24 protein-coding genes and 1 riboswitch are annotated in these 25,797 nt (G+C 71.7%); of the genes, 12 read left to right on the top strand and 12 right to left on the bottom strand.

The genetic code is table 11. The features are described 5' to 3' along the window. Nucleotides 1–3: 3 nt before the first annotated feature. The 10 genes from cobI to ACFY10_RS00315 all read right to left on the bottom strand — a co-directional run bounded on the left by cobI (nt 4) and on the right by ACFY10_RS00315 (nt 13,816). Nucleotides 4–756 (bottom strand): precorrin-2 C(20)-methyltransferase, encoded by a 753-nt coding sequence (gene cobI, locus ACFY10_RS00360; RefSeq protein WP_390662761.1) that lies wholly within the window; start codon nt 754–756, stop codon nt 4–6. After that, a complete protein-coding gene (locus ACFY10_RS00355; protein ID WP_390662760.1) occupies nt 753–2,222 on the bottom strand; it encodes a cobyrinate a,c-diamide synthase in 1,470 nt (489 codons plus the stop codon). Before ACFY10_RS00355 ends, cobI begins: the two co-directional genes overlap by 4 nt. Then, nucleotides 2,222–2,821, bottom strand: coding sequence for a cob(I)yrinic acid a,c-diamide adenosyltransferase (gene cobO, locus ACFY10_RS00350; RefSeq protein WP_390662759.1), 600 nt, complete (start codon nt 2,819–2,821; stop codon nt 2,222–2,224). The genes ACFY10_RS00355 and cobO overlap by 1 nt, the downstream gene beginning before the upstream one ends. Beyond that, nucleotides 2,821–4,818: a putative cobaltochelatase gene (locus ACFY10_RS00345; RefSeq protein ID WP_390662758.1), complete on the bottom strand. Its 1,998-nt coding sequence runs from the start codon at nt 4,816–4,818 to the stop codon at nt 2,821–2,823. Before ACFY10_RS00345 ends, cobO begins: the two co-directional genes overlap by 1 nt. After that, the gene (gene cobN / locus ACFY10_RS00340; protein ID WP_390662757.1) at nt 4,815–8,468 is read right to left on the bottom strand and encodes a cobaltochelatase subunit CobN; all 3,654 of its coding nucleotides are present in this window, start codon (nt 8,466–8,468) and stop codon (nt 4,815–4,817) included. Before cobN ends, ACFY10_RS00345 begins: the two co-directional genes overlap by 4 nt. Beyond that, nucleotides 8,465–9,976 (bottom strand): cobyric acid synthase, encoded by a 1,512-nt coding sequence (locus tag ACFY10_RS00335; RefSeq protein ID WP_390662756.1) that lies wholly within the window; start codon nt 9,974–9,976, stop codon nt 8,465–8,467. The genes cobN and ACFY10_RS00335 overlap by 4 nt, the downstream gene beginning before the upstream one ends. Next, on the bottom strand, nt 9,973–11,022 hold the full coding sequence (locus tag ACFY10_RS00330; RefSeq protein ID WP_390662755.1) for a cobalamin biosynthesis protein: 1,050 nt from the start codon (nt 11,020–11,022) through the stop codon (nt 9,973–9,975). The genes ACFY10_RS00335 and ACFY10_RS00330 overlap by 4 nt, the downstream gene beginning before the upstream one ends. Before the next feature lie 99 nt (nt 11,023–11,121). Further along, a riboswitch (cobalamin riboswitch) is annotated at nt 11,122–11,264 on the bottom strand. Between the two features lie 140 nt (nt 11,265–11,404). Further along, complete coding sequence (locus ACFY10_RS00325; protein ID WP_390662754.1) at nt 11,405–11,632, bottom strand: hypothetical protein; 228 nt, start codon at nt 11,630–11,632, stop codon at nt 11,405–11,407. A 34-nt stretch (nt 11,633–11,666) separates the two neighbouring features. Then, nucleotides 11,667–12,914: an anion permease gene (locus ACFY10_RS00320; protein ID WP_390662753.1), complete on the bottom strand. Its 1,248-nt coding sequence runs from the start codon at nt 12,912–12,914 to the stop codon at nt 11,667–11,669. Between the two features lie 152 nt (nt 12,915–13,066). Beyond that, nucleotides 13,067–13,816, bottom strand: a complete 750-nt coding sequence (locus ACFY10_RS00315; RefSeq protein WP_390662752.1) for a lysozyme — start codon at nt 13,814–13,816, stop codon at nt 13,067–13,069. A gap of 196 nt (nt 13,817–14,012) precedes the next feature. On the opposite strand from ACFY10_RS00315, the gene ACFY10_RS00310 reads away from it, so the two are divergent. The 7 genes from ACFY10_RS00310 (at nt 14,013) to ACFY10_RS00280 (ending at nt 21,690) form a co-directional block, all read left to right on the top strand. Further along, nucleotides 14,013–14,744, top strand: coding sequence for a class II aldolase/adducin family protein (locus ACFY10_RS00310; RefSeq protein WP_390662751.1), 732 nt, complete (start codon nt 14,013–14,015; stop codon nt 14,742–14,744). Nucleotides 14,745–14,855: 111 nt separating this feature from the next. Beyond that, nucleotides 14,856–15,974, top strand: a complete 1,119-nt coding sequence (locus ACFY10_RS00305; RefSeq protein ID WP_390662750.1) for an alpha/beta hydrolase family protein — start codon at nt 14,856–14,858, stop codon at nt 15,972–15,974. A gap of 192 nt (nt 15,975–16,166) precedes the next feature. Continuing rightward, nucleotides 16,167–17,561 carry a hypothetical protein gene (locus tag ACFY10_RS00300; RefSeq protein ID WP_390662749.1) on the top strand — a complete coding sequence of 465 codons (1,395 nt, stop codon included), beginning with the start codon at nt 16,167–16,169 and terminating at the stop codon, nt 17,559–17,561. Nucleotides 17,562–17,806: 245 nt separating this feature from the next. Beyond that, nucleotides 17,807–18,484, top strand: a complete 678-nt coding sequence (locus ACFY10_RS00295; protein WP_390662748.1) for a hypothetical protein — start codon at nt 17,807–17,809, stop codon at nt 18,482–18,484. Between the two features lie 90 nt (nt 18,485–18,574). Beyond that, the gene (locus ACFY10_RS00290) at nt 18,575–20,173 is read left to right on the top strand and encodes an ABC-F family ATP-binding cassette domain-containing protein (RefSeq protein ID WP_390662747.1); all 1,599 of its coding nucleotides are present in this window, start codon (nt 18,575–18,577) and stop codon (nt 20,171–20,173) included. Between the two features lie 362 nt (nt 20,174–20,535). After that, entirely contained in the window at nt 20,536–20,757 is a 222-nt protein-coding gene (locus ACFY10_RS00285; protein WP_004002281.1) for a helix-turn-helix domain-containing protein, read from the top strand. A 129-nt stretch (nt 20,758–20,886) separates the two neighbouring features. Beyond that, nucleotides 20,887–21,690: an enoyl-CoA hydratase/isomerase family protein gene (locus ACFY10_RS00280; RefSeq protein WP_390662746.1), complete on the top strand. Its 804-nt coding sequence runs from the start codon at nt 20,887–20,889 to the stop codon at nt 21,688–21,690. Between the two features lie 96 nt (nt 21,691–21,786). Here ACFY10_RS00280 and ACFY10_RS00275 read toward each other — a convergent pair whose 3' ends face one another. Beyond that, nucleotides 21,787–22,500, bottom strand: coding sequence for a nucleopolyhedrovirus P10 family protein (locus ACFY10_RS00275; RefSeq protein WP_390662745.1), 714 nt, complete (start codon nt 22,498–22,500; stop codon nt 21,787–21,789). Nucleotides 22,501–22,589: 89 nt separating this feature from the next. Between ACFY10_RS00275 and ACFY10_RS00270 the strand changes: the two genes are divergently transcribed. The 5 genes from ACFY10_RS00270 to amaP are packed head-to-tail and all read left to right on the top strand — an operon-like array spanning nt 22,590 to nt 24,933. Continuing rightward, a complete protein-coding gene (locus ACFY10_RS00270; protein WP_390662744.1) occupies nt 22,590–23,087 on the top strand; it encodes an Asp23/Gls24 family envelope stress response protein in 498 nt (165 codons plus the stop codon). A gap of 43 nt (nt 23,088–23,130) precedes the next feature. Then, nucleotides 23,131–23,316 (top strand): hypothetical protein, encoded by a 186-nt coding sequence (locus tag ACFY10_RS00265; RefSeq protein WP_275770853.1) that lies wholly within the window; start codon nt 23,131–23,133, stop codon nt 23,314–23,316. Further along, a complete protein-coding gene (locus ACFY10_RS00260; protein ID WP_390662743.1) occupies nt 23,313–23,696 on the top strand; it encodes an Asp23/Gls24 family envelope stress response protein in 384 nt (127 codons plus the stop codon). Before ACFY10_RS00265 ends, ACFY10_RS00260 begins: the two co-directional genes overlap by 4 nt. Further along, a complete protein-coding gene (locus ACFY10_RS00255) occupies nt 23,693–24,349 on the top strand; it encodes a DUF6286 domain-containing protein (RefSeq protein WP_390662742.1) in 657 nt (218 codons plus the stop codon). The genes ACFY10_RS00260 and ACFY10_RS00255 overlap by 4 nt, the downstream gene beginning before the upstream one ends. 5 nt (nt 24,350–24,354) lie before the next feature. Beyond that, nucleotides 24,355–24,933: an alkaline shock response membrane anchor protein AmaP gene (gene amaP / locus ACFY10_RS00250; protein ID WP_390662741.1), complete on the top strand. Its 579-nt coding sequence runs from the start codon at nt 24,355–24,357 to the stop codon at nt 24,931–24,933. Nucleotides 24,934–25,041: 108 nt separating this feature from the next. Here the strand turns inward: amaP and ACFY10_RS00245 are convergent, their stop codons facing one another. Beyond that, entirely contained in the window at nt 25,042–25,797 is a 756-nt protein-coding gene (locus ACFY10_RS00245; protein WP_390662739.1) for an SDR family oxidoreductase, read from the bottom strand.

Genomic DNA, 25,797 nt, shown 5'->3' with positions numbered 1-25,797 from the left:
GGGTCACAGCTTGCCGCCCCGCCCGCCGTCGCGCGGCGCGGGCGCGATGAGCGTGGAGAGGTAGGGGAGAGGCCCGCCGTCGAGCTCGGACGCCGGCCGGATGAACTCCGACTCCAGCCCGAGCGCGGACCCCCACACGGCATCGTCGATCCGCCCGGTCTCGCGCAACGCCTCGGCGACCTCGCCGGCCTGCCGCCCGAACTTGTAGGCGACGACGGTGCCGGGCCCGCCGAGGGCGTCCTTGAGCACGGCGGCCCCGGCGGTGACGGGCACGAGGGTGAGCGGCTCGGTGCCTTCGGTGAGCACGGCACCCGACCGCGCCGCGAGATCCTGCATGGCGGTGATCCCGGGCACGGTCTCCACCACCGTCCCCGGCACCAGCTCGGCGATGGTCTGCGCGAGATAGGTGAACGTGGAGTACACGTTGGGGTCGCCGATGGTCGCGAAGGCGACGCTGCCATGGTCGTTGAGGAGCTGCGCAACCCGCTCCCCGGCCGCGTCCCAGGCAGCTTCCCGCCGCCCGCGGTCGCTCCGCTCGTTGAGCGCGAACACGACCCGGACGACCTTCTCCGCGGGCACGTAGTGCAGGACGGTGGCCTCCGCCCGCCCCCGCTCGCCGCCATCCTTTCCATCAGACGCAGCCATCACGGGCACGACGACGACATCGGCGGCCCGCAGCGCATTGACCCCCTTGACGGTGACCAACTCCGGATCGCCGGGCCCGACCCCGACGCCGATCAACCTGCTGCTGCTCATGACGTCCGGCACCTCTCCACGAACCGACGGGCGACACCGGGCTCGGACGCCCAGTGCGTGTGCAGATAACTCGCGTGCACACCTTGTTGTACGAAACCTTCGACCCGCCGCGCAGGGGCGCGCACACCCCAGGCCGGAGCCGCCCCCGCCCCCGGCTCGACGACCGTCCGATGAAACTCGTGCCCCCGCATCCGAGTCCCGGCGCCGGCGAGCACGCTGTCGCTGACGGCCACGGCGTCCCGATATCCGAGAGTGAGCCGCTCGCTCATCCGCGCACTCGCATCGAGCACCCCGCACATGGGCTGCCCGTCGAGCTCCCGGCACAGATACAGCAGCCCTGCGCACTCGGCGGCAACGGGAGCACCGCTCTCCGCGAGGGCGGTGACGGCCTTCCGCAGCGATTCGTTGGCGGACAACTCGGTGGCATACACTTCGGGGAACCCGCCCCCGATGACCAACCCCCGTGTCCCATCGGGCAGTTGCTCGTCCCGGAGCGGATCGAAGGACACGACTTCAGCACCGGCGGCAGCGAGCAGTTCGGCATGCTCGGCATAGGAAAACGTGAACGCTTCCCCACCGGCAACGGCAACCCTCAGCCCGTCCGGCGTTCGGTCTTTCAGCCCGTCCGGCGTTTGAGGACGAGGCCGTTCAGGCCGAAGCGGGGGTCTGGGGGCGGCAGCCCCCAGGGTCGGGACGGGAAGGGGCGGCGGGGGCGAGGAAGCAAGCGCCTCAGCCGCATTCCAAGCCGCACACGACAACGCACCAGCACTCCGCGCCAGCCCGACCAACGCCTCGAGATCGCACCCGGCGGCAACCTGCGCCGCCATGGCCGCAACCGCCTCCACAGCGGCAGCGCCCCGCTCGGCAACCGGTACCAGCCCCAAGTGCCGTGACGGAGTGTCCACTTGAGCCACCCGCCGCAGCACCCCCAACACAGGCACCCCAGCGGACTCCAACGCCTCCCGCAACAACTCCTCATGCCGATCCGAGGCGACCTTGTTCAGAATCACGCCCCCGACCCGAACCTCCGGATCCCAGGACGCAAACCCATGCACCAGCGCCGCCACGGACCGAGACTGCGACGAAGCGTCGACAACCAGCACCACCGGCGCCCGCAACAGCTTCGCCACATGAGCGGTGGACGCCAGCTCACCCTCCCCCGCGGCCCCGTCGAACATCCCCATCACACCCTCGACCACGGCGAGGTCACACCCACGAGCCCCGTGCAGGAACAACGGCCCGACCAATTCGGGCCCGCACAGGTACGCGTCGAGGTTCCGCCCCACCCGCCCGGTGGCGAGCGCGTGATACCCGGGATCGATGTAGTCCGGCCCGACCTTGTGCGGGGACACGGCAAGCCCCCGCGCGGCGAACGCGGCCATCAACCCCGTGGCAACGGTGGTCTTGCCGCTGCCCGAGGAGGGCGCGGCAATGACCAGCCGAGGGACGGACACGGACGAGGACATCACCACTCGATACCCCGCTGCCCCTTCTGCCCCGCGTCCATCGGATGCTTGACCTTGGACATGTCGGTGACGAGATCGGCGAAGTCGACGAGCTTCTCGGGCGCGTTCCGCCCGGTGATCACGACATGCTGGGTCCCCGGCCGATTCCGCAGCACATCCACGACCTCGTCGGTGTCCACCCACCCCCAGTGCATCGGGTACGCGAACTCGTCGAGCACATACAGCTTGTACGTCTCCGCGGTCAGGTCCCGCTTGACCTGCTCCCAGCCCTCCCGGGCCTTCTCCTCGTTGTCCATCTGCTGATCCCGCTGAACCCAGGACCAGCCCTCGCCCATCTTGTGCCAGTCGACGGTCCCGCCCTCGCCGGAGGCGCCGAGCACCCGCAGCGCGTTCTCCTCGCCGACCTTCCACTTGGCCGACTTGACGAACTGGAACACCCCGATCGGCCACCCCTGGTTCCAGGCCCGCAGCGCAAGCCCGAAGGCGGCGGTGGACTTGCCCTTCCCGATGCCCGTGTGCACGACGACAAGCGGCCGGTTACGACGCTGACGGGTCGTCAGCCCGTCGTCCGGCACCACACTCGGCTGCCCCTGCGGCATTACGCGGCCCTCCTCTTCGCCCCACCCTGTACATCCCTGACCAGCCCGGCGATCGAGTCCGCCCGCAACTCGTCGAGCGTCACCGCCGTCCCCCCGAGCTCACCCGCAAGCTGCCCGGCGAGCCCCAGCCGCACCGGCCCCGACTCGCAGTCGACGACCACCGAGGCGACCCCCTCGGCCGCGAATAGCCGAGCCGCCCGCCCGGCCAGCGCAACCGGCTCGGGGCCGCCCGTGGCCCGCCCGTCGGTCACCACGACCATCAGCGCCCGCCGCGCCGGATCCCGCAACCGCTCCACCCGCAGCACGTCGTGCGCGCGCAGCAGCCCGGCCGCAAGCGGCGTACGCCCACCCGTCGGCAACGACTCCAGCCGCACCGCCGCCGCATCCACGGACGAGGTCGGCGGCAGCGCGACCTCGGCCGCCGTCCCACGAAATGTCACGAGCCCCACCTTGTCCCGCCGCTGATACGCATCCAGCAGCAGCGACAGCACGGCCCCCTTCACGGCACTCATCCGCTGCCGGGCCGCCATCGACCCGGAGGCGTCGACCACGAACAGCACGAGGTTCCCCTCGCGCCCCTCCCGGGTGGCCTGCCGCAGATCGTCCCGCCGCACGACCAGCCCGCGCCCGGACCGCCCTCGCGCCCGCTGATGCGGCGCCGCGGCCTGCACGGTCGCCGCCAGGTGCAGTTTCGTCAGGGCGCCCTGGGGCCGCCGCGCCCCGGTGGTCCGACCGTGCTCGGTGCGCGCCCGCGAACGCCGCCCGGCGGCCCCCTCGCCGATCCCGGGCACGCTCAGCACCTTCGTACGGAACGGCTCGGCCGCCCGTACGGCGGACTGCTCGGCAGCCCCCGAGGCCTGTGGCTCCCCGCCCTCCCCGGCCTCCGGTCGCGCACCGGTGTCACCGCCCTGCGGACCCTCCGGCCCGGAGGGCGGCTGCCCGCCACCCCCGCCGGGCCCGTCCGGCCCCGGATCGTCGTCCTCCGGCTCCCCGAACTGCTCCAGCGTCTCGTCGAGCTTGTCCTCGTCGAGTCCCGGGGCGTCAAAGGGGTTGCGCCGCCGCCGGTGCGGCAGCGCGAGCAGTGCCGCCTGCCGTACGTCCTCGGCGAGCACATCGGTCCGCCCGGACCAGGCCGCGAGCGCCGTGGCCGTCCGGGCCATCACGATGTCGGCGCGCATGCCGTCCACCTCGAAGGCGGCACAGGTCGCCGCGATCTGCCGCAGCGCCCCGTCCCCGAGCCGCACCGACGGCAACAACTCCCGTGCGGCGACGATCCGTTGACGTACGGCCGTCTCCTCGTCCGCCCAACGCGCCGTGAAACCGGCCGGATCGTCGTCGTAGGCGAGCCGCCGGCGTACGACCTCGACCCGCTGGTCCGGCTCCCGCGAGGCCGCGACCTCGACGGTCAGCCCGAACCGGTCGAGCAGCTGCGGCCGCAGCTCGCCCTCTTCGGGGTTCATCGTCCCTACGAGGAGGAAGCGGGCGGCGTGCCGCACGGACACGCCCTCGCGCTCGACGTACGAGGCACCCATCGCGGCGGCGTCCAGCAACAGGTCGACGAGGTGGTCGTGAAGAAGATTCACCTCGTCCACGTACAGGATTCCGCGGTGCGCGTCCGCGAGGAGACCCGGCTCGAAGGCCTTCACGCCCTCCGCCAGCGCCCGCTCGATGTCCAGGGCACCGACGAGCCGGTCCTCGGAGGCGCCGACCGGCAACTCGACCATACGGGCGGGGCGTTGAGCGCCGGGCCCGACCTCGTGGGGTCCGTCCGGGCAGGACGGGTCCGGTGCCGCGGGGTCGCAGGAGAAACGGCAGCCCGGGACGACGGCCACCTCGGGCAGCAGCGCCGAAAGGGCGCGCACCGCCGTCGACTTGGCGGTGCCCTTCTCGCCGCGCACCAGCACACCGCCGACCGCCGGGGAGACGGCGTTCAGCAGCAGTGCGAGCCGCAGGTCGTCCTGGCCGACGACGGCCGTAAAGGGGAAGGGGGTGGTCACTGGTCGCCCTCCAAGTCGCCTTCCAGCTCCAGGTACGTGTCGCGCAGCTGCTCCAGCGTCTCCGCGTCCGGTTCGGCCCACAGCCCGCGGTCGGCGGCCTCGAGCAGCCGCTCGGTGATGCCGCGCAGCGCCCATGGGTTGGACTGCTTCATGAACTCCCGGTTCTCCGGGGCGAAGACGTACTCGGCGCTGAGCTTCTCGTACATCCAGTCGTCCACGACCCCGGCCGTGGCGTCGTACCCGAAGAGATAGTCCACGGTCGCCGCCATCTCGAAGGCACCCTTGTAGCCGTGCCGTCGCATGGCCGCCATCCAGCGCGGGTTGACCACACGGGCCCGGAAGACGCGGTGCGTCTCCTCGCCGAGTGTCCGCGTCTTCACCTGATCGGGGGTGGCGGAGTCACCGACGTACGCCTCGGGGCTCTCGCCCGTCAGATGCCGCACCATGGCGACCATGCCGCCGTGGTACTGGAAGTAGTCGTCGGCGTCGACGAGGTCGTGCTCGCGGGTGTCGACGTTCTTGGCGGCCACGGCGATGCGCTTGAAGGCCGTCTCCATGTCCCCGCGCGCCGCCCGTCCGTCGAGCCCGCGCCCGTAGGCGTAGCCGCCCCAGACGGCGTACACCTCGGCCAGGTCGGCGTCCGACCGCCAGTTGCGGGCGTCGATCAGCGGCAGCAGCCCGGCGCCGTAGGCCCCCGGCTTGGAGCCGAAGATACGGGAGGTCGCGCGCCGCCGGTCGCCGTGCTGCGCCATGTCCTCGTCGGCGTGCGCGCGGACGAAGTTGCGGTCGGCGGGTTCGTCCAGCTCGGCGACCTTGCGGACCGCGTCGTCGATCAGCCCGACGACGTGCGGGAACGCGTCCCGGAAGAAGCCGGAGATGCGGACGGTGACGTCGATGCGCGGGCGCCCGAGCTCCGCCAGGCCGATCACCTCGAACCCGGTCACCCGGCGCGAGGCGTCGTCCCACACCGGCCGGCAGCCCAGCAGCGCCAGGATCTCGGCGATGTCGTCGCCCTGCGTGCGCATCGCGGACGTGCCCCAGACCGTCAGGCCGACGGACTTCGGGTAGTCGCCGGTGTCCTGCAGATACCGCTGCACGAGGGAGTCGGCGAGGGACTGCCCGACCTCCCAACTCAGCCTGGAGGGAATGGCCTTGGGGTCGACCGAGTAGAAGTTCCGGCCGGTCGGCAGGACGTTGACCAGTCCGCGGGTCGGAGAGCCGGACGGACCGGCGGGGACGTAACCGCCGTCGAGCGCCTTGAGGATGTGGCCGATCTCGTCCGTCGTACGGGCCAGCCGCGGCACCACCTCGGTGCAGGCGAACTCCAACACCCGGACGGCATCGGGGAGTTCGGTGCCGAGCACCCCGCGTACGAGAGCCGGGGCGATCGTGACGTCCCAGTCCCGTGCCTCCATGCCCTCCGCGATCCGCCGGCACAGCTGCTCCAGCAGGTCGATGGCGTCGGCGGCCGAACGGGACGGGCCCTCGACGAGATCGGTCAGCTCGACCGGGACCTTCACCGGCGCACCCGGCTCGGCGAGCAACTCCTTCTCGACCAGCCCGAAATGAGCGGCCAGCGAAGCCCTGAGCCCCGGCAGCGCGTTCGCCTGCCCGCCCCACACCTGCGAGGCGCGCAGCACGGCGAGCACGAGGTTCACCCGCGGCTCGCCGACCGGCCCGCCGCCGAGAATGTGCAGGCCGTCCCGGATCTGCACGTCCTTGATCTCGCACAGATAGCCGTCGATGTGCATGACGAACTCGTCGAAGTCGCCGTCCTCCGGCTGCTCGTCCACGTGCAGGTCGTGGTGGAGTTCGGCCGCCTTCACCAGCGTCCAGATCTGCGCCCGCACCGCCGGGGCCTTCGTCGGGTCCAGGTCGGAGACCAGCGCGTACTCGTCGAGCAGCTGCTCCAGCTTGGCCAGATCGCCGTACGTGTCGGCACGGGCCATCGGCGGTACGAGATGGTCGACGACCGTGGCATGCCCGCGCCGCTTGGCCTGGGTGCCCTCACCGGGGTCGTTGACGATGAACGGGTAGATCAGCGGCAGCTCGCCGAGCACGGCGTCCGGCGCACACCCGCTGCCGAGGCCGAGTCCCTTGCCCGGCAGCCACTCCATCGTGCCGTGCTTGCCCATGTGGACGATGGCGTCGGCGCCGAAAGTGTTGTCGAGCCACCGGTAGGCCGCCATGTAGTGGTGCGAGGGCGGCATGTCGGGGTCGTGGTAGATCGCGATCGGGTTCTCGCCGAAGCCGCGCGGCGGCTGGATCATCACAACGACGTTCCCGAACTGGAGCGAGGCCAGCACGATGTCGTCCCCGTCGACGTACAGCGAACCCGGCGGCTCGCCCCACGCCTCCAGCATCCCGTCCCTGAGCTCCGGGTCGAGCTTGTCGAACCACGCCTGATAGTCGGCGAGCGGCACGCGCGCGGGTGCGGCGGCCAGCTGCTCCTCGGTCAGCCACTCCACGTCGTGCCCGCCGGCCGCGATGAGCCGGTGGATCAGCTCGTCGCCGCCCGCCGGGTATTCGGTGAGCCCGTACCCGGCTTCCTTGAGGGCGTCCAGGACCTGCACCGCCGACGCCGGCGTGTCCAGGCCGACCGCGTTGCCGACACGGGAGTGCTTGGTCGGGTAGGCGGTGAAGACGAGCGCGAGCTTCTTGTCCGCGTTCGCCTTGTGCTTCAACCGCGCGTGCCGTACGGCGATTCCGGCGACCCGCGCGGCCCGCTCCGGGTCGGCGACGTACACGGGCACGTCGTCGGGGCCCTGCTCCTTGAAGGAGAAGGGGACGGTGATGAGCCGTCCGTCGAACTCGGGGATCGCGACCTGCATCGCCGCGTCCATGGGGGACAGGGCGGCGTCCGACTCGTCCCAGGCCGCACGGGAGGACGTCAGGCAGAGGCCCTGCAGCACCGGCACATCGAGGTCGGCGAGGGCCCCGATGTCCCACGCCTCCTCGTCACCGCCGGCCGATGCGTGCGAGGCGTGGGTGCCGCCGGCGGCGAGGACGGTGGCGACCAGGGCGTCGGTCCGGCCGAGGATCTCGTACAGCCCGGCGTCCGCGCCGCGCAGCGAACCGCAGTACACGGGAAGGGCGTTGGCACCCTTCGCCTCGATCGCGTCGCACAGGGTGTCCACGAAGGCGGTGTTGCCGCTCAGCTCATGGGCCCGGTAGAAGAGCACACCGACGGTCGGTCGACCCTCGACGTGAGCACGCTCCCCATGTACCCCGTACTCGGGCATCTTCTGCGGCTCGACGAACCCCTCACCGGTCAGCAGCACGGTGTCCGACAGGAACCGGGCGAGCTCGGTCAGGTTGGCGGACCCGCCCTCGACGAGGTACCTGAGCGCCTCCGCCACGACACCGGCGGGCACGGACGACTCGGCCATCAACTCCGCGTCGGGCACGGCCTCCCCACCGAGCAGCACGGTCGGAATGCCGGAGGCCTTCAGCGCGGCCAGCCCGTCCTCCCAGGCCCGCTTCCCGCCCAGCAGCCGTACGACGGCGATGTCGGCGCCGTCCAGGAGACCGGGCAGCTCCTCCGCCACATCCACCCGGGTCGGATTGCCGATCCGGTAGTCGGCACCGGACGCGGCCCGGGCCGCCAACAGATCCGTGTCGGCGGTCGACAACAACAACACTGTGCTCATGCGGGTGCTCCCGGTGGAATGAAAGGCAGTCCTTGCGGCGCGCCCGACTCGATGAGCCGCCACAGCGCGTCCGTGTCCGCGTGTTGTTCGATCAGGTCGCCGAGCCGGTCGAGCTGCTCCTCGCGCAGCGCGGCGAACGAGGTGTCGGGGGCCGGCACGAAACGACGGCCCGCGGCGGCCGCCACCTCGCGCAGAAAGGCCCGCCGGAAACCGTCCGACTCCAGCGAACCGTGCCAGTGGGTGCCCCAGGTCTGGCCGACCCGGCAGCCGTCCAGGAAGGGTTCCCCAGCGGTTATCGAGGCGACCCCGTGATGGATCTCGTAGCCTTCGACGTGCTCGCCGAGGGCTTGCCCCACCGGCCGGGTGAGGGTCTTCTCGCGGGCGAACCGCACCCGCACGGGCAGCACTCCGAGCCCTTCCACCTGCCCCCGCCGGCTCTCGACCTCGTCCTCGATGTGCTCGCCGAGGACCTGGAAGCCACCGCAGATGCCGAGGACGGGCCGCTGCTCGGCGGCCCTGCGGACAAGGGCGTCCGCAAGTCCCCGCTCCCGCAGCCACTCCAGGGCCTTCACCGTCCCCCGGGTCCCCGGAACGACGACGAGGTCGGCGTCGGCGAGTTCCTCCGGCCGGTCCACGAACCGCACCACCACGCCCGGTTCGGCGGCCAGCGCGTCCATGTCGGTGAAGTTCGACATGAGCGGAATCGCGCACACGGCGACGCGCAGGACGTCCTCGCCGACCGGCGGGGCGAGATTCGACTCCCGCACGGTCCCGCGCAGGGAGACCCGCAGTCCGTCCTCCTCGTCGATGCCGAGGCCGTGCCGGAAGGGCAGGACGCCGTAGGTGTGCCGGCCCGTGAGCCCGTGCAGCATGTCGAGCCCCGGCTCCAGCAGGCCGACGTCTCCGCGGAACTTGTTGACGAGGAACCCGGCGACGAGCTCCTGGTCCTCGGGCGAGAGCAGGGCGACGGTCCCGAAGAACGAGGCGAAGACCCCACCACGGTCGATGTCACCGACCACGAGCACGGGAAGCCGCGCATTGCGAGCGATCCCCATGTTCACGATGTCGGTCCGCCGCAGATTGATCTCGGCGGGAGAACCCGCCCCCTCACAGATCACGGCGTCATACGTGCCCCGCAATTCGGCGAGGCAGTCGAGCACGGTCCCGAGAAGCTTCTGCTGCCGCCCCCCGTGATACCCGCGTGCGCTCAGCTCACCCACCGGCTTGCCCATCAGCACGACCTGACTGCTCTGCTCGCCACCGGGCTTGAGCAGTACGGGATTCATGAGCGCGGTCGGCTCGACCCGGCACGCCTGTGCCTGCATGGCCTGAGCCCGCCCGATCTCGGCTCCCTCGCGCGTCACGAACGAATTGAGCGACATGTTCTGCGCCTTGAAGGGCGCCACCTTGACGCCCTGCCGCACCAGCCAACGACAGATCCCGGCGGTGACAACACTCTTACCGGCGTCGGAGGTGGTACCGGCGACGAGAAGACCACCGCCGGTCATGACACGCCCCCCGACCCATGCGACCGCTGTGCGGCACCGTTCCGCGATCGCTGTGGGCAGTCGTTCCGCAGGGCGGAACGGGTGGGCACAGCCCCCACCGCCGGGCGCCGTGCGACCCGGCCCCGCAGCAGCGCCCCAGCCGCACTCACCCCCAACGCCAGCCACCCAACCCGCTGCGACAACCGCACGGCACGCTCAATGTCGCCGACGTCCACCGCACGCCCCTCCCCGTTCAGCACAGGCCGATGCTCAACCCGCCCCCCATACGACAACGTCCCACCCAGCCGCACCCCGAGCGCCCCCGCGAACGACGCCTCCACGGGCCCGGCGTTGGGGCTGGGGTGCTTCGCGGCGTCGGAACGCCAGGCCCGTACCGCCCCTCGCGGGTCACCCCCCGCGACCGTCGCGAGCACGGCGGTCAGGCGGGCCCCCGGCCACCCCGCCACGTCGTCCAGCCGCGCCGAAGCCCACCCGTACCGCCGGTACTTGGCCGACTTGTGCCCGACCATCGCGTCGAGCGTGTTGACGGCCCGGAACCCGAGCAGCCCCGGCACCCCGCCGACGGCCCCCCACACCAGCGCCCCCACCACCGCGTCGGACGTGTTCTCGGCAACGGACTCCACCACGGCCCGCGCGATCCCGTCGGCGTCGAGGGCGTGCGGATCCCGCCCGCACAGATGCGGCAGCCGGGCCCGGGCACCGTCGACGTCCCCGGCCTCCAGGGCACGCCCGATCCCACGGGCCTCGCGCGTGAGCGAAGTCCCGCCCACGACGGCCCAGGTGGCGGCGGCGGTCAGCGCGACGGAGGCGGCGGGGGAGCGACGTACGACTGATGCGGTGGCGGCCCCGAGCGCGACGGCCCCACCGGCGCACACGGCGGCATGCAACGCTCCCCACCCGCGATGGTCCCGCCACAACACGCGCTCCACGGCCCCCGCGGCCCGCCCGAACGCGGCGACCGGATGCCCGCGGCGCGGATCGCCGAGGAGGAGGTCACCGAGGAGGCCGGCGGCGGCGCCGTACGCGAAGACGCGATCGGCACGCATCGGCTCAGCCGGCCGTGGGGTCGGGCAGCGAACGGGTGCTGTACCTCAAACGGCAGGCGAGCATGGCGACATGTCCTCACTCAGGGTGTCCGCGCCCTGGTTCGACGAGACCGGCGGTGAGAGTTCCTGGCTCCCGGGGATTGCTACCCCGGTGACAGTGGCGGGACCGCGCCGGACTTTCACCGGCTTCCTCTCTTGCCGCCGTATATGGCTCCGGCAGTCCACCACGGGGCCGGAAGGGCCGTCAACTTGCCGTTGACCTGCGACGGGAGAGTGTGCTGAGGCCCACATACGAGGGGTCGCCGGGGTCACGCAAACGTGTGGTGCCGGGACGGATCACCGTCCCGGCACCGGGTGGGTCTCAGGCCTCAGGTATCGGAACTCAGGCCTTGGTCATGATCAAACTGATTCCGTACGCCACCGCCGCCGCGCAGGCCGCGAAGCACACATACGCGCCGGTGACCGCGAGGGTCGCCGAGTTGCCCTGCGCCACGGCCCGCTCGCGGCGCGAGAGGCCCATGACGCCGAGGGTGAACAGGGCCACGAGGCCCACCGTGACCCCGAGGCTGACGCCGAAGACGGAGCCCAGGGCTGCCCAGTCGATCTTCATGCTGCTTCTCTTCCTTCGTACCGGGTGGGCGGGCTCAGACGGCCGCGGCCGGCGGGGTCGCCGGATCGGGGCTGGCGGTCGTGGCCGGGGCGGGGATCGTGGCCGTCAGGTCCTCGGTCACAGTGCCCGCCGGGGGCGGGGTCACGGCGGCGATCGCCGTGGTCACCACGCCGGCCGGCTCGGCGCTCTCGTTGACGTTCGACGCGTCGACGACCTCGCGCCGGGAGAGCTTCCAGATGGCCGCGCTGGAGGCGACCAGGAAGACGGCGACGACGGCCGTGCCCCAGTCGCCGAGGTTGGTGACCGACTCGGCGAGCGCGCCCACCAGGGCCGCGGCCGGCAGCGTCAGGCACCAGGCCACGAGCATGCGGGTCGCCGTCGACCAGCGGACCACGCCGCCCTTGCGGCCGAGGCCCGCGCCCATCACCGAACCGGAGACCGAGTGGGTGGTGGAGAGGGAGAAGCCGAGGTGCGAGGAGGCCAGGATGACCGTGGCCGCGCTGGTCTGGGCGGCGAAGCCCTGCTGCGGCTGGAGTTCGGTCAGGCCCTTGCCCATAGTGCGGATGATGCGCCAGCCGCCGAGCCAGGTGCCGAGCGCGATGGCGAGGCCCGCGGAGAGGATGACCCAGGTGGGCGGGTCGGAGTCGGGGGAGACGGCGCCGCCGGCGACCAGGGCGAGGGTGATGATGCCCATCGTCTTCTGCGCGTCGTTGGTGCCGTGGGCCAGCGAGACCAGGCCCGCGGAGGCGATCTGGCCGGCGCGGTAGCCCTTCTCGGCGGCCTTGCCGTCGGCCTTCCTGCCGAGGGTGTACGACAGCCGGGTCGCGAGCAGCGCTGCCACGCCCGCGACGATCGGGGCGGCGAGCGCCGGGATGAGCACCTTGGTGACGAGTACGTCGCCGTGCACCGCGCCCATGCCGGCCGAGGCGATGGTGGCGCCGATCAGGCCGCCCATCAGGGCGTGCGAGGAGCTGGACGGAAGGCCGACGAGCCAGGTCACCAGGTTCCAGAGGATCGCGCCGACCAGCGCCGCGAATATGACCTCGGGACGTATGCCGTTCTCGTCGACGAGACCCTTGGAGATCGTGTTGGCGACCTCCACGGAGAGGAAAGCGCCCACCAGGTTGAGTGCGGCGGACATGGCCACCGCGACCTTGGGCTTGAGTGCACCGGTCGAGATGGTGGTGGCCATCGCGTTGGCGGTGTCGTGGAAACCGTTCGTGAAATCAAACGCGAGTGCGGTTACGACCACAATCGCGAGGATCAGCGAGAAGTTTTCCATTTACCCAGGCAATCGTTCGAAGTCATCGGTCGGTTGACCGTAGGAAACCTGGGTGAACGGAAGATGAACTGAGGTGGGCTGTGCGGTGTCTGGATGAGGGGGTCGCCGATCCGCCCGGTCCCGGCGGCCCCCCGGTTCCTTGTGCCCCTTGGCTAGTAGCCCCGGGCGAACTTCCTCAGCTGGGCCTGCGACCCGTTGAAGAGATTCTGATCACCTGGCAGGCTGCCGCTGTTGCCGTACTGCCAGAAGGTCCAGAACGACCATCCGGCCGGCAGCGATCCCGCGTCCGCCGAGGTGTGGCGGGCGATCCACAGCGCGTGGTTCGCGGCGAACGCGCGGCTGCCGCCGGTGCAGGTGTTCCACCAGTGGGTGGTCGTGTAGATCACCGGATGGCGTCCGGTGAGCCGCTTCACCTCGCCGCTGAACGACTTGATCCAGCTGACCATGCTCGCCTTGCTCATGCCGTAGCACTTGTGCTTGGCGTTGTACGGGTTGTATTCGATGTCGAGCGCGGGCGGCAGAGTCCAGCCGTCCGCGCTCCACCTGCCGCCGTTGCGCACGAAGTACGCCGCCTGCGTCCTGCCCGACGACTTGTTCGGCAGCGCGAAGTGGTACGCCCCGCGGATGATGCCGGCGCTGCGGGCGCCGTTGTACTGCTGGCTGAAGTACGGGTTGCGGTAGTTCGTGGACTCGGTCGCCTTGACGTAGACGAACCTGGCGCCCTTCGCCTTCGCGCTCGACCAGTTGACGTTCTTCTGGTGCGAAGAGACGTCGTGCCCCTTCGGCAGGCTCGCCGCCGAGGCCGGAAGCTCGGCGAGAGCTGTCCCTCCGACGGCGAGTGCCGCCACTGAGACCGCGATGACGCGGGTGCGGCGGCGTAACGGTTTGCGATCACGAGCCATATTTCCCCCCGGAATGGCGACGTGCACGACAAAACAACGGGAGATTACTGGAAGATCATTGAATGCTCGGCGATCTCAGGCCAAGCACGGAGAGAGGCGGATATGTCCCTATAAGGGGTCTTTCGGAGTCCCGGCTTCTGCCCTAAAGTGCCTCCGCCCGGCGGCGGGTTGGGGGTGTGCCTGGCAGGATCGCGGCATGGCTGAGCAGCGGCGGGACCAGCGGGGCGAACGGGAAGCGCGGGAAGGCGTACAGGGTGTGCCGCAGGGGTGGGGGAGAGGTGCGAGTACCGAGGAGAGGCACGCCTGGGAAGCGCTCGTCGCGACCGCCCGCCGCACGGTCGCCGACGGTCTCGTCGTCGGCACCTCCGGCAATGTCTCGGTGCGTGTCGAGGACACCGTGCTGGTCACGCCCTCGGGCGTGCCCTACGACCGGCTCACTCCGCAGGACGTGACCGGCGTCGGCCTCGACGGCCGGCAGGTGCTCGGCACGCTCGTCCCGACGAGCGAACTCCCCATGCACCTCGCCGTCTACCGCACCACCGACGCCCGCGCCGTCGTCCACACCCACGCCGTGCACGCGACGGCCGTCTCGACGCTCGTCCCCGAGCTCCCGGCGATCCACTACATGGCCGGCGCACTCGGCGGCCCCGTCCGAGTTGCCCCGTATGCGACATACGGTAGCGACGAGTTGGCCGAGAACATGCTCCACGCCCTCGCCGACCGCACCGCCTGCCTCCTCCAGAACCACGGCACGATGGCCTACGGCACCACCCTCGACCAGGCCTACGACCGCACGGCCCAACTGGAATGGATGTGCCGCCTGTGGCTGACGGCGGCGTCGGTGCCGGGCCTGTCACCGACGCTGCTGTCCCGCGAGCAGGTGGCGGAGGCGGGGGAGAAACTGCGGGGATACGGGCAGCGGGGGTGAGGCCCGGGCAACCGCAGCCGGGGTGAGCGGAGCACACCGCCGCCGCAACCCGCATCACCCCGCCCCGTCCTCCCGCTGGCCGGTGGCGGGGTCGGCCAGGACACTGGACGGGTGCGCACAGTCAAAGCGGCGGCCGCGGCCGTCACCGTAGCCCTGGCGGCCGGCGCGGCAAGCGTGGCCGCCGGCCGGTTCGCGAGCGACGCGGCGCTCAAGGCGCCGCCGGGCCGGCCACTGCCCACCGAACCCCGGCTCACCGTGCACGCCACGGCCGCCGGCCAGATCGCGCTCACCCGCGACCTGGCGGCCCTGCGCCCCGGCACGTACGGCCTCGCCGGCAACGGCACCCATGCGGTCGTCGGCCCCGTCCTCGACACGGCAACGCACTCCGCCGACACCGTCGTCCGCCGCCTGGAACGGGTCACGCAAGGCACCCTGGAGCCCGGCGACAAGGTGTGGCTGACCCCGAACGTGCACACCGGCGACCCGGGCACCGCCCTCGGCCTCCAGTTCACCGACGTCGAGATCCCCGGCGAACTCGGCTCCCTGCCCGCCTGGTTCGTGCCCGGCGTACGGGACACCTGGGTGATCACCGTGCACGGCCTGGGCGCCACCCGCGAACACCCCATGAACATCATGGAGTTCCTGCACCGCCAGCGCTTCCCGGTGCTCGACCTCGCCTACCGCGGCGACCTCGGCGCACCCCGCTCCCCGGACGGCCTGGGCCACCTCGGCGAGACGGAGTGGCGCGACGTGGACGCGGCGATCCGCTACGCCGTCAGCCACGGCGCGCGGCAGGTCGTCCTGCACGGCTGGTCCACCGGCGCCACCATGGCGCTGCGCGCCGCCGCCCACTCCGGGTTGCGCGACAGCATCTCGGGACTGGTCCTGGACTCCCCGGTGCTCAGCTGGGCCACGACGCTGCGCGCCCTCGCCGCGGCCCGCCGCACACCGGGCGCCCTGCTGCCGCTTGCGGTGCGGGCCGCCCAGGGGCGCACCGGCATGGAGCGCGAGCGCACCGCCGGGGCCGCGCAGCTCACCGTGCCGACGCTGATCTTCCACGGCCCGGACGACATCCTGGCCCCCTGGGAGTACTCCCGCCGTCTCGCCCACGCCCGCCCCAACCTGATCGCTCTGCGCACGGTTCCGAACGCCCCGCACGGAGCGATGTGGAACGCCGACCCGAAGGCGTACGAAGAAGCCTTGCGCCGCTTCCTGACCCCGCTCATGTGACCCCTTCGCCGACCCCTCCCGCGGCACCGGGCCGGAGCGGAGCTGAACAGTCGGCACGATTCCGTTTAAGGCCGTACCACTGGCCTGTTCTCGGCCCCCGGGCGCTCGCCGCACCCCGTGCGTTGGCCAGTCCCGTCGCCCGCCGTGACATTCCGTTTGGGTTTTCGGACCGTCAACCGGAAGACTGCACCCGTGACGTCCCGTATCCCGCGCGACTCCAGGCTTCGACTCGTCGGCCCGCGATCCCTGTCCGCCGCCCCCCGAGCCGTGAACCAGCGCCGCCTGCGCCGCCCCGCACCCCGCCCCCCGGAGGGCACACCGGCGCCCGCGGAGCTGGCCAGAATGGCTCGCTCCGGTCTGGCCGCCGCGGCCCGCGTCGCCCGCTGGGCCGACGCCGCGCTCGGCCCGGGCAGTGACGGCGCGACCGCCGACGGCAAGGCCACCCTCGCCGACGCGACCGCCGAACGGGCCGCCCGCGACCTGGGCCTGACCGTGACTCAGGTCCGCGCCGACTGGGACACCGCCCGTCTCGCCGGCCTCGTCGAGGTGCACGGCGACAGTGCCCGCCCCGGCTGGCGGCTGCGCGCCTGGAACCGCGACGACAGCGCCGTCCTGCGCGGCTGGGTCGCCCTCTTCGACGCCTGGTCCCTGGCCCACGCGGAACCCGCGGACCACGAGCCCGCCGCCGTCGCCGAGGTCGTCTCGGCCATGCCCCAGGTGCTCTCCTTCCTCCAGCTGTCCGCCGGGCCCGTCCCGGTCGAGCAGCTCCTCGACCTCCTGGAACAGCGGGTCACGGAACTGCGCACCGAGCGCTGCGAGATCCCCTACGGCCCCCAGCCGGAGCCCGTGGAGCCGCCCCAGGACACGCCCCTGGCCCCCCTCCTCGACTGGGCCCTGCACGCCCTCGCCTCCGTCGGCGCCCTCACCTACGGCGCCGGCCAGGCCACCCTCACCCCGCTCGGCAGCTGGGCGGTCTGGGTCAAGCTGGAGCAGATCTGCGTCGCCGCGCAGAGCCCTGCCGGGAACATCGAGGTCGCCGCCGACGAGATGCTCCGCGGCTGCGCCCAGCTCCGCCCCAACGCCGCACGCGCCGAATACCGCGCCTGGCTCGCCGCCCGCACCGTCGGCAGCGCCGTCAGCGAACTCATCGACGCCGCCCGCGGCGACGACGCCCTGCTGCGCGGTCTCGCCTTCGAGGCACTGCGCGTGGTCGGCGCCCCCGCCGAGCCGGACGTCAGCGCCGTGGCCGACGAGCCCACCCTGCGCCCGTACGCCCTGCTCTGGCTGGCCGAGCACGACGGCGTCGACCCCGAGGACGCCCACGAGGTCCTCACCCGCGAAGAGGCAACCTGGCTGTGGGTCGACACCGCCGCCGCCGTCGCCGACCACGGCGAGGCCCCGATGCTCGTACGGCACCTCGAGTCGGCCGTGCAGCCGACGGTGCCGCTGCTCCTGGACGAGGTACGGGCCGTCGGCCACCCCCGCACCGTCCAGGTCCTCGTCGCCCTCGCAGCCGCCCACCCGGACCCCGCCCTCGCCAAGGCCGTCCGCCGCGCCGCCTTCCAGGTGCACACGGGCGGGAGCTGAGCGCTCCGCGGGCTGTGCGGCGATGTGCCGTCTTTTGTCTGCGGCATCGTCGTGGCTGGTCGCGCCCGCGCGGCGGAGCCGCATGTCGACACAGCCCCGCGCCCCTTTGGGGCGCCAACGGCTCGCGGGGCCGAACGGGGGACATGCGCCCGCTCGCCCGCCGTGTCACGCCGGTACGTCCCACCACCGCTCCCGTGCGTGGCTACGCTCTGCGCCGTTCTGCGGGCGTTGGGCGCTGAGGAGGCGTGGTGGTCGATCTGCCGGTCGAGGTGACGGGGGCGAACCCCGCTGCCCCGCAGACCACTGAGCCCCTGGCCCCCCGCCGCATCCCCCGCCTCCTCCCCACCGCCCTCGCGCTCGCGCTGGCGGTGCCCGTCCTGGCCGCCGTCCACGCGGCCCGCCCCGCCCCCTACGGCGACCGCTTCACCGCCCATGCGCACTACGCGCGCGACGGCCGCCGTCCGCTCACCGTGCTCCCCGCCGACGGGTACGCCGTCACGCTCTGGGACGACGGACTGGTCACCGCCGACGACGGCGTCTCCGTCCGCTGGCACCGCGCGCTCCCCGCAGCCGCCGACTGGCTGCCCGCCCAGGGCGGCACCGGAGTGCTGCGCCCCCTGGGCCGGGGGATCCTCGCCGTCGTCACCCCGCCCCGCATCGCCGGCTACCGCATCGCCGACGGCGACCTGCGCTGGGTGGTGCCCGCGCGCCAAGGGTGCGCCTTCGCGCCCGAGCGTGCCGTACGTCACGCCGGAGCACTGATCGTCGCCCAGCCGTGCCCGGCGGCGGCGTGGACGTCCCAGCTCATCGCCGTGGACGACCTGGGCCGGATCACCCCGCACCGCACGCCACTCGGCAACGACGTCCACGGCAGGCGGCCCGAACACCCGAACACAGAAAAAGTGCTTGCACACCCCCGTTAGACTTGGCCCATGGCCATTCTCCTCGCGCATTAGACGGCGGGAACGCCTCAGCCGCCCACCCGTCAACCCTGTCTGCCCTGGAGCCTGTCCGTGATCTCCGCCTCCGGTATCGAGCTGCGCGCCGGTGCCCGCGTCCTCATCGAGTCCGCCAACTTCCGCATCGCCAAGGGCGACCGCATCGGCCTGGTCGGCCGTAACGGCGCGGGCAAGACCACGCTGACCAAGGTCCTGGCCGGTGAGGGCATCCCCGCCGGCGGCACGGTCACCCGCTCCGGCGAGGTCGGCTACCTCCCGCAGGACCCCCGCACCGGCGACCTCGACATCCTCGCCCGCGACCGCATCCTCTCGGCGCGCGGTCTCGACGTACTGATCCGCAAGATGCGCGACAACGAACAGCGCATCGCCAACGGACAGGGCGCGACCCGCGAGAAGGCGCTGAAGCAGTACGAGCGCCAGGAGACGGAGTTCCTCACCAAGGGCGGGTACGCCGCCGAGGCCGAGGCCGCCACCATCGCCGCCGCGCTCAACCTGCCCGACCGGGTGCTCGGCCAGCCGCTGCACACGCTCTCCGGCGGTCAGCGTCGCCGTATCGAACTGGCCCGCATCCTGTTCTCGGACGCGGACACCCTGCTGCTGGACGAGCCGACCAACCACCTCGACGCGGACTCGATCGTCTGGCTGCGCGACTACCTGAAGACCTACCGCGGCGGCTTCATCGTCATCTCCCACGATGTCGACCTGGTCGAGACGGTCGTCAACAAGGTGTTCTACCTGGACGCCAACCGCGCCCAGATCGACATCTACAACATGGGCTGGAAGCTCTACCAGCAGCAGCGCGAGGCCGACGAGAAGCGCCGCAAGCGCGAGCGGCAGAACGCCGAGAAGAAGGCCGCCGCACTGCATTCGCAGGCCGACAAGATGCGCGCCAAGGCCACCAAGACGGTCGCCGCGCAGAACATGGCCAAGCGTGCCGACCGGCTGCTCGCCGGGCTTGATGCGGTGCGCCAGAGCGACAAGGTCGCCAAGCTGCGCTTCCCCGAGCCCGCCCCGTGCGGCAAGACGCCGCTCACCGCCGAGGGACTGTCGAAGTCGTACGGCTCGCTGGAGATCTTCACCGACGTCGACCTGGCCATCGACAAGGGCTCCCGCGTCGTCATCCTCGGCCTCAACGGTGCCGGCAAGACCACCCTGCTCCGCCTCCTCGGCGGCGTCGAGAAGCCCGACACCGGCGAGGTCGTCGAGGGCCACGGCCTCAAGCTCGGCTACTACGCGCAGGAGCACGAGACCCTCGACCCGGAGCGCTCGGTCCTGGAGAACATGCGCTCCTCCGCCCCCGACCTGGACCTCGTCGAGGTCCGCAAGGTGCTCGGCTCGTTCCTGTTCTCCGGCGACGACGTCGACAAGCCGGCCGGCGTCCTCTCCGGAGGCGAGAAGACCCGCCTGGCCCTCGCGACGCTGGTCGTCTCCTCCGCGAACGTCCTGCTGCTGGACGAGCCGACCAACAACCTCGACCCCGCCAGCCGCGAGGAGATCCTCGGCGCCCTGCGCACCTACAAGGGCGCCGTCGTCCTGGTCACCCACGACGAGGGCGCCGTCGAGGCACTGCAGCCCGAGCGGATCATTCTGCTGCCGGACGGCGTCGAGGACCTGTGGGGCGCCGACTACGCGGACCTCGTCGCCCTCGCCTGAGCAGGCCGAGCTGTCAGCACAGCTTGATCGAAGGCGTGATCCACAGCGTATGGATCATTCGGCCGATCCGTGATCCATCATCTGTGTGAGATCTCCTCGTACCGAGGTGTGTCCTACATCCATTTCGCGGCCGAGCCCTTTATCGACCAGGGCTCGGCCGTCGTACGTCTCTGACCTGGCACTTCATAAAAGAACCCGTTCGGCGGTACGAACGCCGGTGGGGGGAATTACACATTCCGCTTGTGGGGATGCGCTCCTGTCGTCAAAACCCTGTCTCACGGACCTTGCCGAATGGGTGGCCATGAAAGCCCGGAGGGGTGATCATGAGGGGACCAGAGCGCACTTCCCATGAGGAGGCACGGGTGGCCGAGACTCTGAAGAAGGGCAGCCGGGTAACCGGCGCCGCGCGCGACAAGCTCGCGGCAGACCTGAAGAAGAAGTACGACTCCGGTGCGAGCATTCGGGCGCTGGCCGAGGAAACCGGCCGCTCGTATGGCTTCGTACACCGGATGCTCAGTGAGTCGGGCGTCACGCTGCGTGGGCGTGGCGGGGCGACGCGGGGCAAGAAGGCCGCCTCGTCCTGATCCCGGGCGGCCCATCGGCTTCGATGGTGGCCACCCGGTCGGTCGGTAGATCGGCCGGGTGGTTACTGTGCAGTCACTTAGCTTTGCGCTTTAGCTTGCTCTGCTGACCGCACTCATCGGAGGCACCCCATGGCTTCGCCTGCTCAGGACCTCGGTCCGCTGCTCGACAAGGACGGCGTACGGCTCACCGTCGACGACGCGATCGCCACGGTGACGCTGACCAACCCGGCCAAGCGCAACGCGCAGAGCCCCGCGATGTGGCGTGCGCTCGCCGAGGCCGGGCGGGTCCTGCCGGGGTCCGTCCGCGTCGTCGTGCTGCGTGCCGAGGGCCAGTCCTTCTCGGCCGGGCTCAACCGGCAGATGTTCACGCCCGAGGGAATCGAGGGCGAGCCGACGTTCATCGACCTTGCACGCAGCAGCGACGGTGAACTCGACGCGAGCATCGCCGAGTTCCAGGCCGGCTTCACCTGGTGGCGACGGAGCGACCTCGTGTCCATCGCCGCCGTCCAGGGTCACGCCATCGGCGCGGGCTTCCAGCTCGCGCTCGCCTGTGACCTGCGCGTCGTCGCCGACGACGTGCAGTTCGCCATGCGCGAGACCAGCCTCGGACTGGTACCGGACCTGACGGGCACGCATCCGCTCGTCGGGCTGGTCGGCTACGCCCGCGCCCTGGAAATCTGCGCGACCGGGCGCTCCGTCCTGGCCGAGGAGGCCGTCAGCACGGGTCTCGCCAACCTCGCGGTGCCGGGCGACCAGCTCGACGGCGCGGTGCGGGATTTGGCGTCGGCGGTTCTGGCCGCGCCGCGGGATGCGGTGATCGAGACCAAGGCTTTGATCCGCGGGGCGCAGGGGCGTTCCTACGACGAGCAGCGTGCCGCGGAGAGGGCTGCGCAGGCGCGACGGCTGCGGGATTTGGCCGGCCTCGGCGAGTGAGCCTCCGGCGGTTCGGCGGCTTTTGTCTGCGGGTCCGTTGTGGCTGGTCGCGCAGTTCCCCGCGCCCCTTTTGGGGCGCTGCTGAACCGTCGGGCATCAGCTGACCGCTGATACGAGTACCGCCACCGTCGGGTGATCGGGTAGCGACTCGGCGACAGCTGCGCGGACCTGCCGGGCCACCTCCGACGCCCGGTGGTCCGCGTGCACCGCGATCTCCACGCGCGCGTGGCGGTGCGGCAGTGCGCCCTCCTCGTGCCGCTCTACGAGGTGCACCGCCGCACGGCCCAGGCCGCCCGTCAGGTGGGCGACCCCCGGGACCATCAGCGCGGCGGACGCCACGCGCATCTCGTCCGCGTCGTCGGGCTCCACGGCGCGCGGCGGCTCCGGCGGCTGCACGGGGACGGGTTCCGGTTCCTCGTCCAGCAGCGCCGTGACCCGCAGGTCGACCTCGGCCACTGCCAGGCCGAGCAGCTCTGTCGCCGCGGCCGCCAGTGTCGTACGCACCAGGGCCGCAGTCCTCGGGAGCGGCTCGGCCGCCGTCGCGGCGAACTCCGCCGTCACGCGCAGCGCACCGGGCGGCAGGGCGCTCGGCGGAGGCGGTACGGCAGGGTCGTCGGCCGCGTCCGGGTCGGCGAGTCCGATGCGGAGTGCGTCAAGCCGTACCCCGCGCAGCTCCTCGGCCGCGCGCCGGAGCACCGCCTCGGCCGCCTCCTCCGAGATCCACGCGCCGTCCCGCGGGCCGCCCAGGGGCAGGAGCCTGCCGAGGCCCAACTGGTGCCTTACTGATTGCGCCCACCGTTCCGCCGTCATTCCTCCAGCCTGCCGCATCCCCGGCGCGCCGTCGCGCAACCCCGCTTACCGTGGTGGAAGGGACGACGAACCGGAAGGGACGTACGGCGATGACCGACATGACGGAGCAGAACCGGACGAGGACTCCCTCAGGATCGGGCGAGGCGACGGACCCCCCGACGATGCGCAAGGCGCAGCCGACGCGGCGGGGCGGAGGAGACCCGGCCACGCGCGGGCGGACGACGATCGCCGACGGGGTCGTGGAGAAGATCGCCGGGCTGGCCGCGCGGGACGTGGTCGGCGTGCACGCCCTGGGCAGCGGGCTCAGCCGCACCTTCGGGGCCGTGCGCGACCGGGTGCCGGGCGGCTCGAAGTCCGTGACACGGGGTGTGAAGGCCGAGGTCGGCGAGGTGCAGACGGCGCTGGACCTGGAGATCGTCGTCGACTACGGCGTCGCCATCTCCGACGTCGCCCATGCGGTGCGCGAGAACGTCATCGCGGCGGTGGAGCGGATGGCGGGCCTCGAAGTCGTCGAGGTCAACATCGCGGTGAGTGATGTGAAGCTGCCGGACGAAGAGGACGAGGAGTCGGAGCCCCGGATCCAGTGACCGGCCGGCGACCGGACAACCGCACCGCTGAGGGGAGCGCACCATGAGCAGGGCCGTGGTTGGCATGATCGCAGGGATGGCGCTGGGGTTCGCCGGGTACTTCGGCGGGTTCGGGGCCTTCCTGCTGGTGGCTGCCCTGGGCGCCATCGGTTTCGTCGTCGGCCGGTTCCTGGAGGGGGATCTGGAGATCGGCGACTTCTTCCGTACGCGTGACGACCGTCGGCGGTGAGCTCGGTGAGCGACGGTGTCGGTGAGCTGCGCAGACCCATGGCCGCCGTCGCGGCCGCCGAGCGCGGGGCCACCAGGATCGCCGACCGGGTGGTCTCGAAGATCGCTGCCCAGGCGGCCCGGGAGACGCTCAGCGACCAGTCCGAGGACACCACACGCCCGCACGCCACCGTCGTGGTGCACCATGCCGCCGCCCACATCCGCGTCCACATCGAACTCGACTATCCCTGCGACATCGGCGTCCGATGCGCGGATGTGCGTCGACATGTCGCTTCGCGGGTACGCGCGTTGGTGGGCATGGAGGTGCCGGAGGTCGCCGTCCACGTGGAGCGGCTGCATCTGATCCCGGCGCACGGCGTAGCACAGGGGAGGACGCGATGAGCGAGCCCCAGGGCTCCGAGGGCACCACACAACGACTGCCGGTCATCGAGAAGGCACCCGGCGGCGAGCTCGACTCCGGACCACCGCCTCCGCCGGAGGGCGAGGCCGGCCGCGAGCACCGCTTCTGGTCCGCGCGCCGCGTCCCCGCGGCCGTCGTGGCGGTCCTGCTCCTGGCGGTGGCGGGCCTCTTCCTCTACGACATCGCGGCCGTACGGGCCCACCGGCCCGCGATGAGCTGGCGCCGCGAGCTCGCCCGGCAGCTCGCCGAACGCCCCCTCGACGACACGTGGGTCCTCGTCGGTGCCGGAGTCGCAGCCGTCCTGGGCCTCTGGCTGGTCGTGCTGGCGGCCACGCCCGGCCTGCGCGCCGTCCTGCCGATGCGGCGCGCCCAGACCGACGTCCGCGCCGGACTGCACCGCGAGGCGGCCGCCCTGGTCCTGCGCGACCGCGCGATGGAGGTCGCCGGCGTCCAGTCGGTACGGGTGCGGATGCGCCGTGCTCACGCCGATGTCCGCGCCGTCTCGCACTTCCGCGAACTGGGCGACGTACGAGCCGACTTGAACGCGACGCTCGACGAGGCGATCAGGGGCCTCGGGCTTGCTCACCCGCCCGCGTTGACGGTCCATGTACGGCGACCCGGACGGAAGGGGTGACGGCGATGCTCAGGACCGTCAACCGCGTACTGATCGGGATCGTCGGCCTCGCCCTGCTCCTCCTGGGAGGCTCCGTACTGGCCGTCGGACTCGGTGCGCCGCCGCCCTCCTGGTGGATCCACGACGGCCGCCACGACGTGCTGCTCAGCAACGCCGAGCGCACCCGCTGGCAGAACGACGGCTGGTGGTGGCCCACCGTCATCGCAGCACTCGCCGTCCTGGTCCTGCTCGCCCTGTGGTGGCTGACCGCGATCCTGCGCCGACGCCGCCTCGCCGAGGTCCTGGTCGACACCGGCGACGGCGAGGGCGCGCTGCTGCGGGGCCGGGCCCTGGAAGGCGTACTGGCGAAAGAGGCGGGCGAGTTGGACGGCGTGGCCCACGCCCATGTCCACCTCACGGGCCGCCGCACGGCCCCCGAGACCCGCGTCCAACTCCTCCTGGAACCACACGTGGACCCCGGGACGGCACTGCACCACCTCACCACTGAGGCCCTGATGCACGCCCGCAATTCAGCGGGCTTGGCATCACTACCCGCAGAAGTGCGCCTGAAGGGTGTCAAACACCGTGCAGAAAGGGTGAGTTGACTGCCCCTCTTTCTGGGGCGCCGGGGACTGCACGCTACTCAGGGGCGCGGGGCTGCATCGATTTGCGGCTCCGCCGCGTGGGCGCGAGCAACCCACCACAACCCGCACTCAGAATCCGTGCCGCATGCCCCCATCCACGGGCACCATGATCCCGGTCAAATAAGAAGCCGCCGGGGACAGCAAAAACGCCGCCGTCCGCCCGAACTCCTCCGGCGTCCCATACCGCCGCAACGGAATACGGGATTCGTTGGCGGCACGCGTGGCCTCGGGGTCGGCGGACAATCCGTCCAGCTCGCGCACGCGATCCGTGTCGATACGAGCCGGCAGCAGCCCCACGACCCGAATTCCCCGTGGCCCCAACTCATCAGCGATCGACTTGGCGAACCCGGCCAACCCGGGCCGCAGCCCATTGGAAATCGTCAGCGCCGGAATCGGCTCGTACACCGAACCTGACAGCACGAACCCAATCACACCCCCCGGTTCCAACTCCGCAGCCGCAGCGCGAGCGAGCCGTACCGCTCCCAGGAACACCGAATCGAACGCCGCCTGCCACTGCTCGTCCGTGTTGTCCGCGACGAATCCGGGTGCCGGCCCGCCGACGCTGATCAGGATGCCGTCGAAGCCGCCGAACCGCTCACGCGCGGCAGCGATCAGCCGCGCCGGCGCCTCCGGATCGGCATTGTCGACGGCCACCCCGAAAGCGTTCGACCCCAGCTCGTCCGCCGCAGCCAGCGCACGCGTCTCGTCGCGCCCCGTCACGACCACCTTCGCGCCGTCCGCGACGAGCTCACGCGCGGCGGCGTTGCCGAGGCCTCGCGTGGCTCCGGTGACGACGTACACCCGGTCCTTCAGTCCAAGATCCAT

Origin of the sequence: Streptomyces sp. NPDC001401, assembly GCF_042895385.1 — a bacterium.
Classification (GTDB): domain Bacteria; phylum Actinomycetota; class Actinomycetes; order Streptomycetales; family Streptomycetaceae; genus Streptomyces.
This window is presented reverse-complemented; position numbering and strand designations above follow the sequence as displayed.

What these genes read in the sequence shown, in the direction of transcription:
- cobI (WP_390662761.1), bottom strand. Translation starts at nt 756, where the DNA reads ATGAGCAGCAGCAGGTTGATCGGCGTCGGGGTCGGGCCCGGCGATCCG.
- ACFY10_RS00355 (WP_390662760.1), bottom strand. Translation starts at nt 2,222, where the DNA reads ATGTCCTCGTCCGTGTCCGTCCCTCGGCTGGTCATTGCCGCGCCCTCC.
- cobO (WP_390662759.1), bottom strand. Translation starts at nt 2,821, where the DNA reads ATGCCGCAGGGGCAGCCGAGTGTGGTGCCGGACGACGGGCTGACGACC.
- cobN (WP_390662757.1), bottom strand. Translation starts at nt 8,468, where the DNA reads ATGAGCACAGTGTTGTTGTTGTCGACCGCCGACACGGATCTGTTGGCG.
- ACFY10_RS00335 (WP_390662756.1), bottom strand. Translation starts at nt 9,976, where the DNA reads ATGACCGGCGGTGGTCTTCTCGTCGCCGGTACCACCTCCGACGCCGGT.
- ACFY10_RS00330 (WP_390662755.1), bottom strand. Translation starts at nt 11,022, where the DNA reads ATGCGTGCCGATCGCGTCTTCGCGTACGGCGCCGCCGCCGGCCTCCTC.
- ACFY10_RS00325 (WP_390662754.1), bottom strand. Translation starts at nt 11,632, where the DNA reads ATGAAGATCGACTGGGCAGCCCTGGGCTCCGTCTTCGGCGTCAGCCTC.
- ACFY10_RS00320 (WP_390662753.1), bottom strand. Translation starts at nt 12,914, where the DNA reads ATGGAAAACTTCTCGCTGATCCTCGCGATTGTGGTCGTAACCGCACTC.
- ACFY10_RS00315 (WP_390662752.1), bottom strand. Translation starts at nt 13,816, where the DNA reads ATGGCTCGTGATCGCAAACCGTTACGCCGCCGCACCCGCGTCATCGCG.
- ACFY10_RS00310 (WP_390662751.1), top strand. Translation starts at nt 14,013, where the DNA reads ATGGCTGAGCAGCGGCGGGACCAGCGGGGCGAACGGGAAGCGCGGGAA.
- ACFY10_RS00280 (WP_390662746.1), top strand. Translation starts at nt 20,887, where the DNA reads ATGGCTTCGCCTGCTCAGGACCTCGGTCCGCTGCTCGACAAGGACGGC.
- ACFY10_RS00275 (WP_390662745.1), bottom strand. Translation starts at nt 22,500, where the DNA reads ATGACGGCGGAACGGTGGGCGCAATCAGTAAGGCACCAGTTGGGCCTC.
- ACFY10_RS00270 (WP_390662744.1), top strand. Translation starts at nt 22,590, where the DNA reads ATGACCGACATGACGGAGCAGAACCGGACGAGGACTCCCTCAGGATCG.
- ACFY10_RS00265 (WP_275770853.1), top strand. Translation starts at nt 23,131, where the DNA reads ATGAGCAGGGCCGTGGTTGGCATGATCGCAGGGATGGCGCTGGGGTTC.
- ACFY10_RS00255 (WP_390662742.1), top strand. Translation starts at nt 23,693, where the DNA reads ATGAGCGAGCCCCAGGGCTCCGAGGGCACCACACAACGACTGCCGGTC.
- amaP (WP_390662741.1), top strand. Translation starts at nt 24,355, where the DNA reads ATGCTCAGGACCGTCAACCGCGTACTGATCGGGATCGTCGGCCTCGCC.
- ACFY10_RS00245 (WP_390662739.1), bottom strand. Translation starts at nt 25,797, where the DNA reads ATGGATCTTGGACTGAAGGACCGGGTGTACGTCGTCACCGGAGCCACG.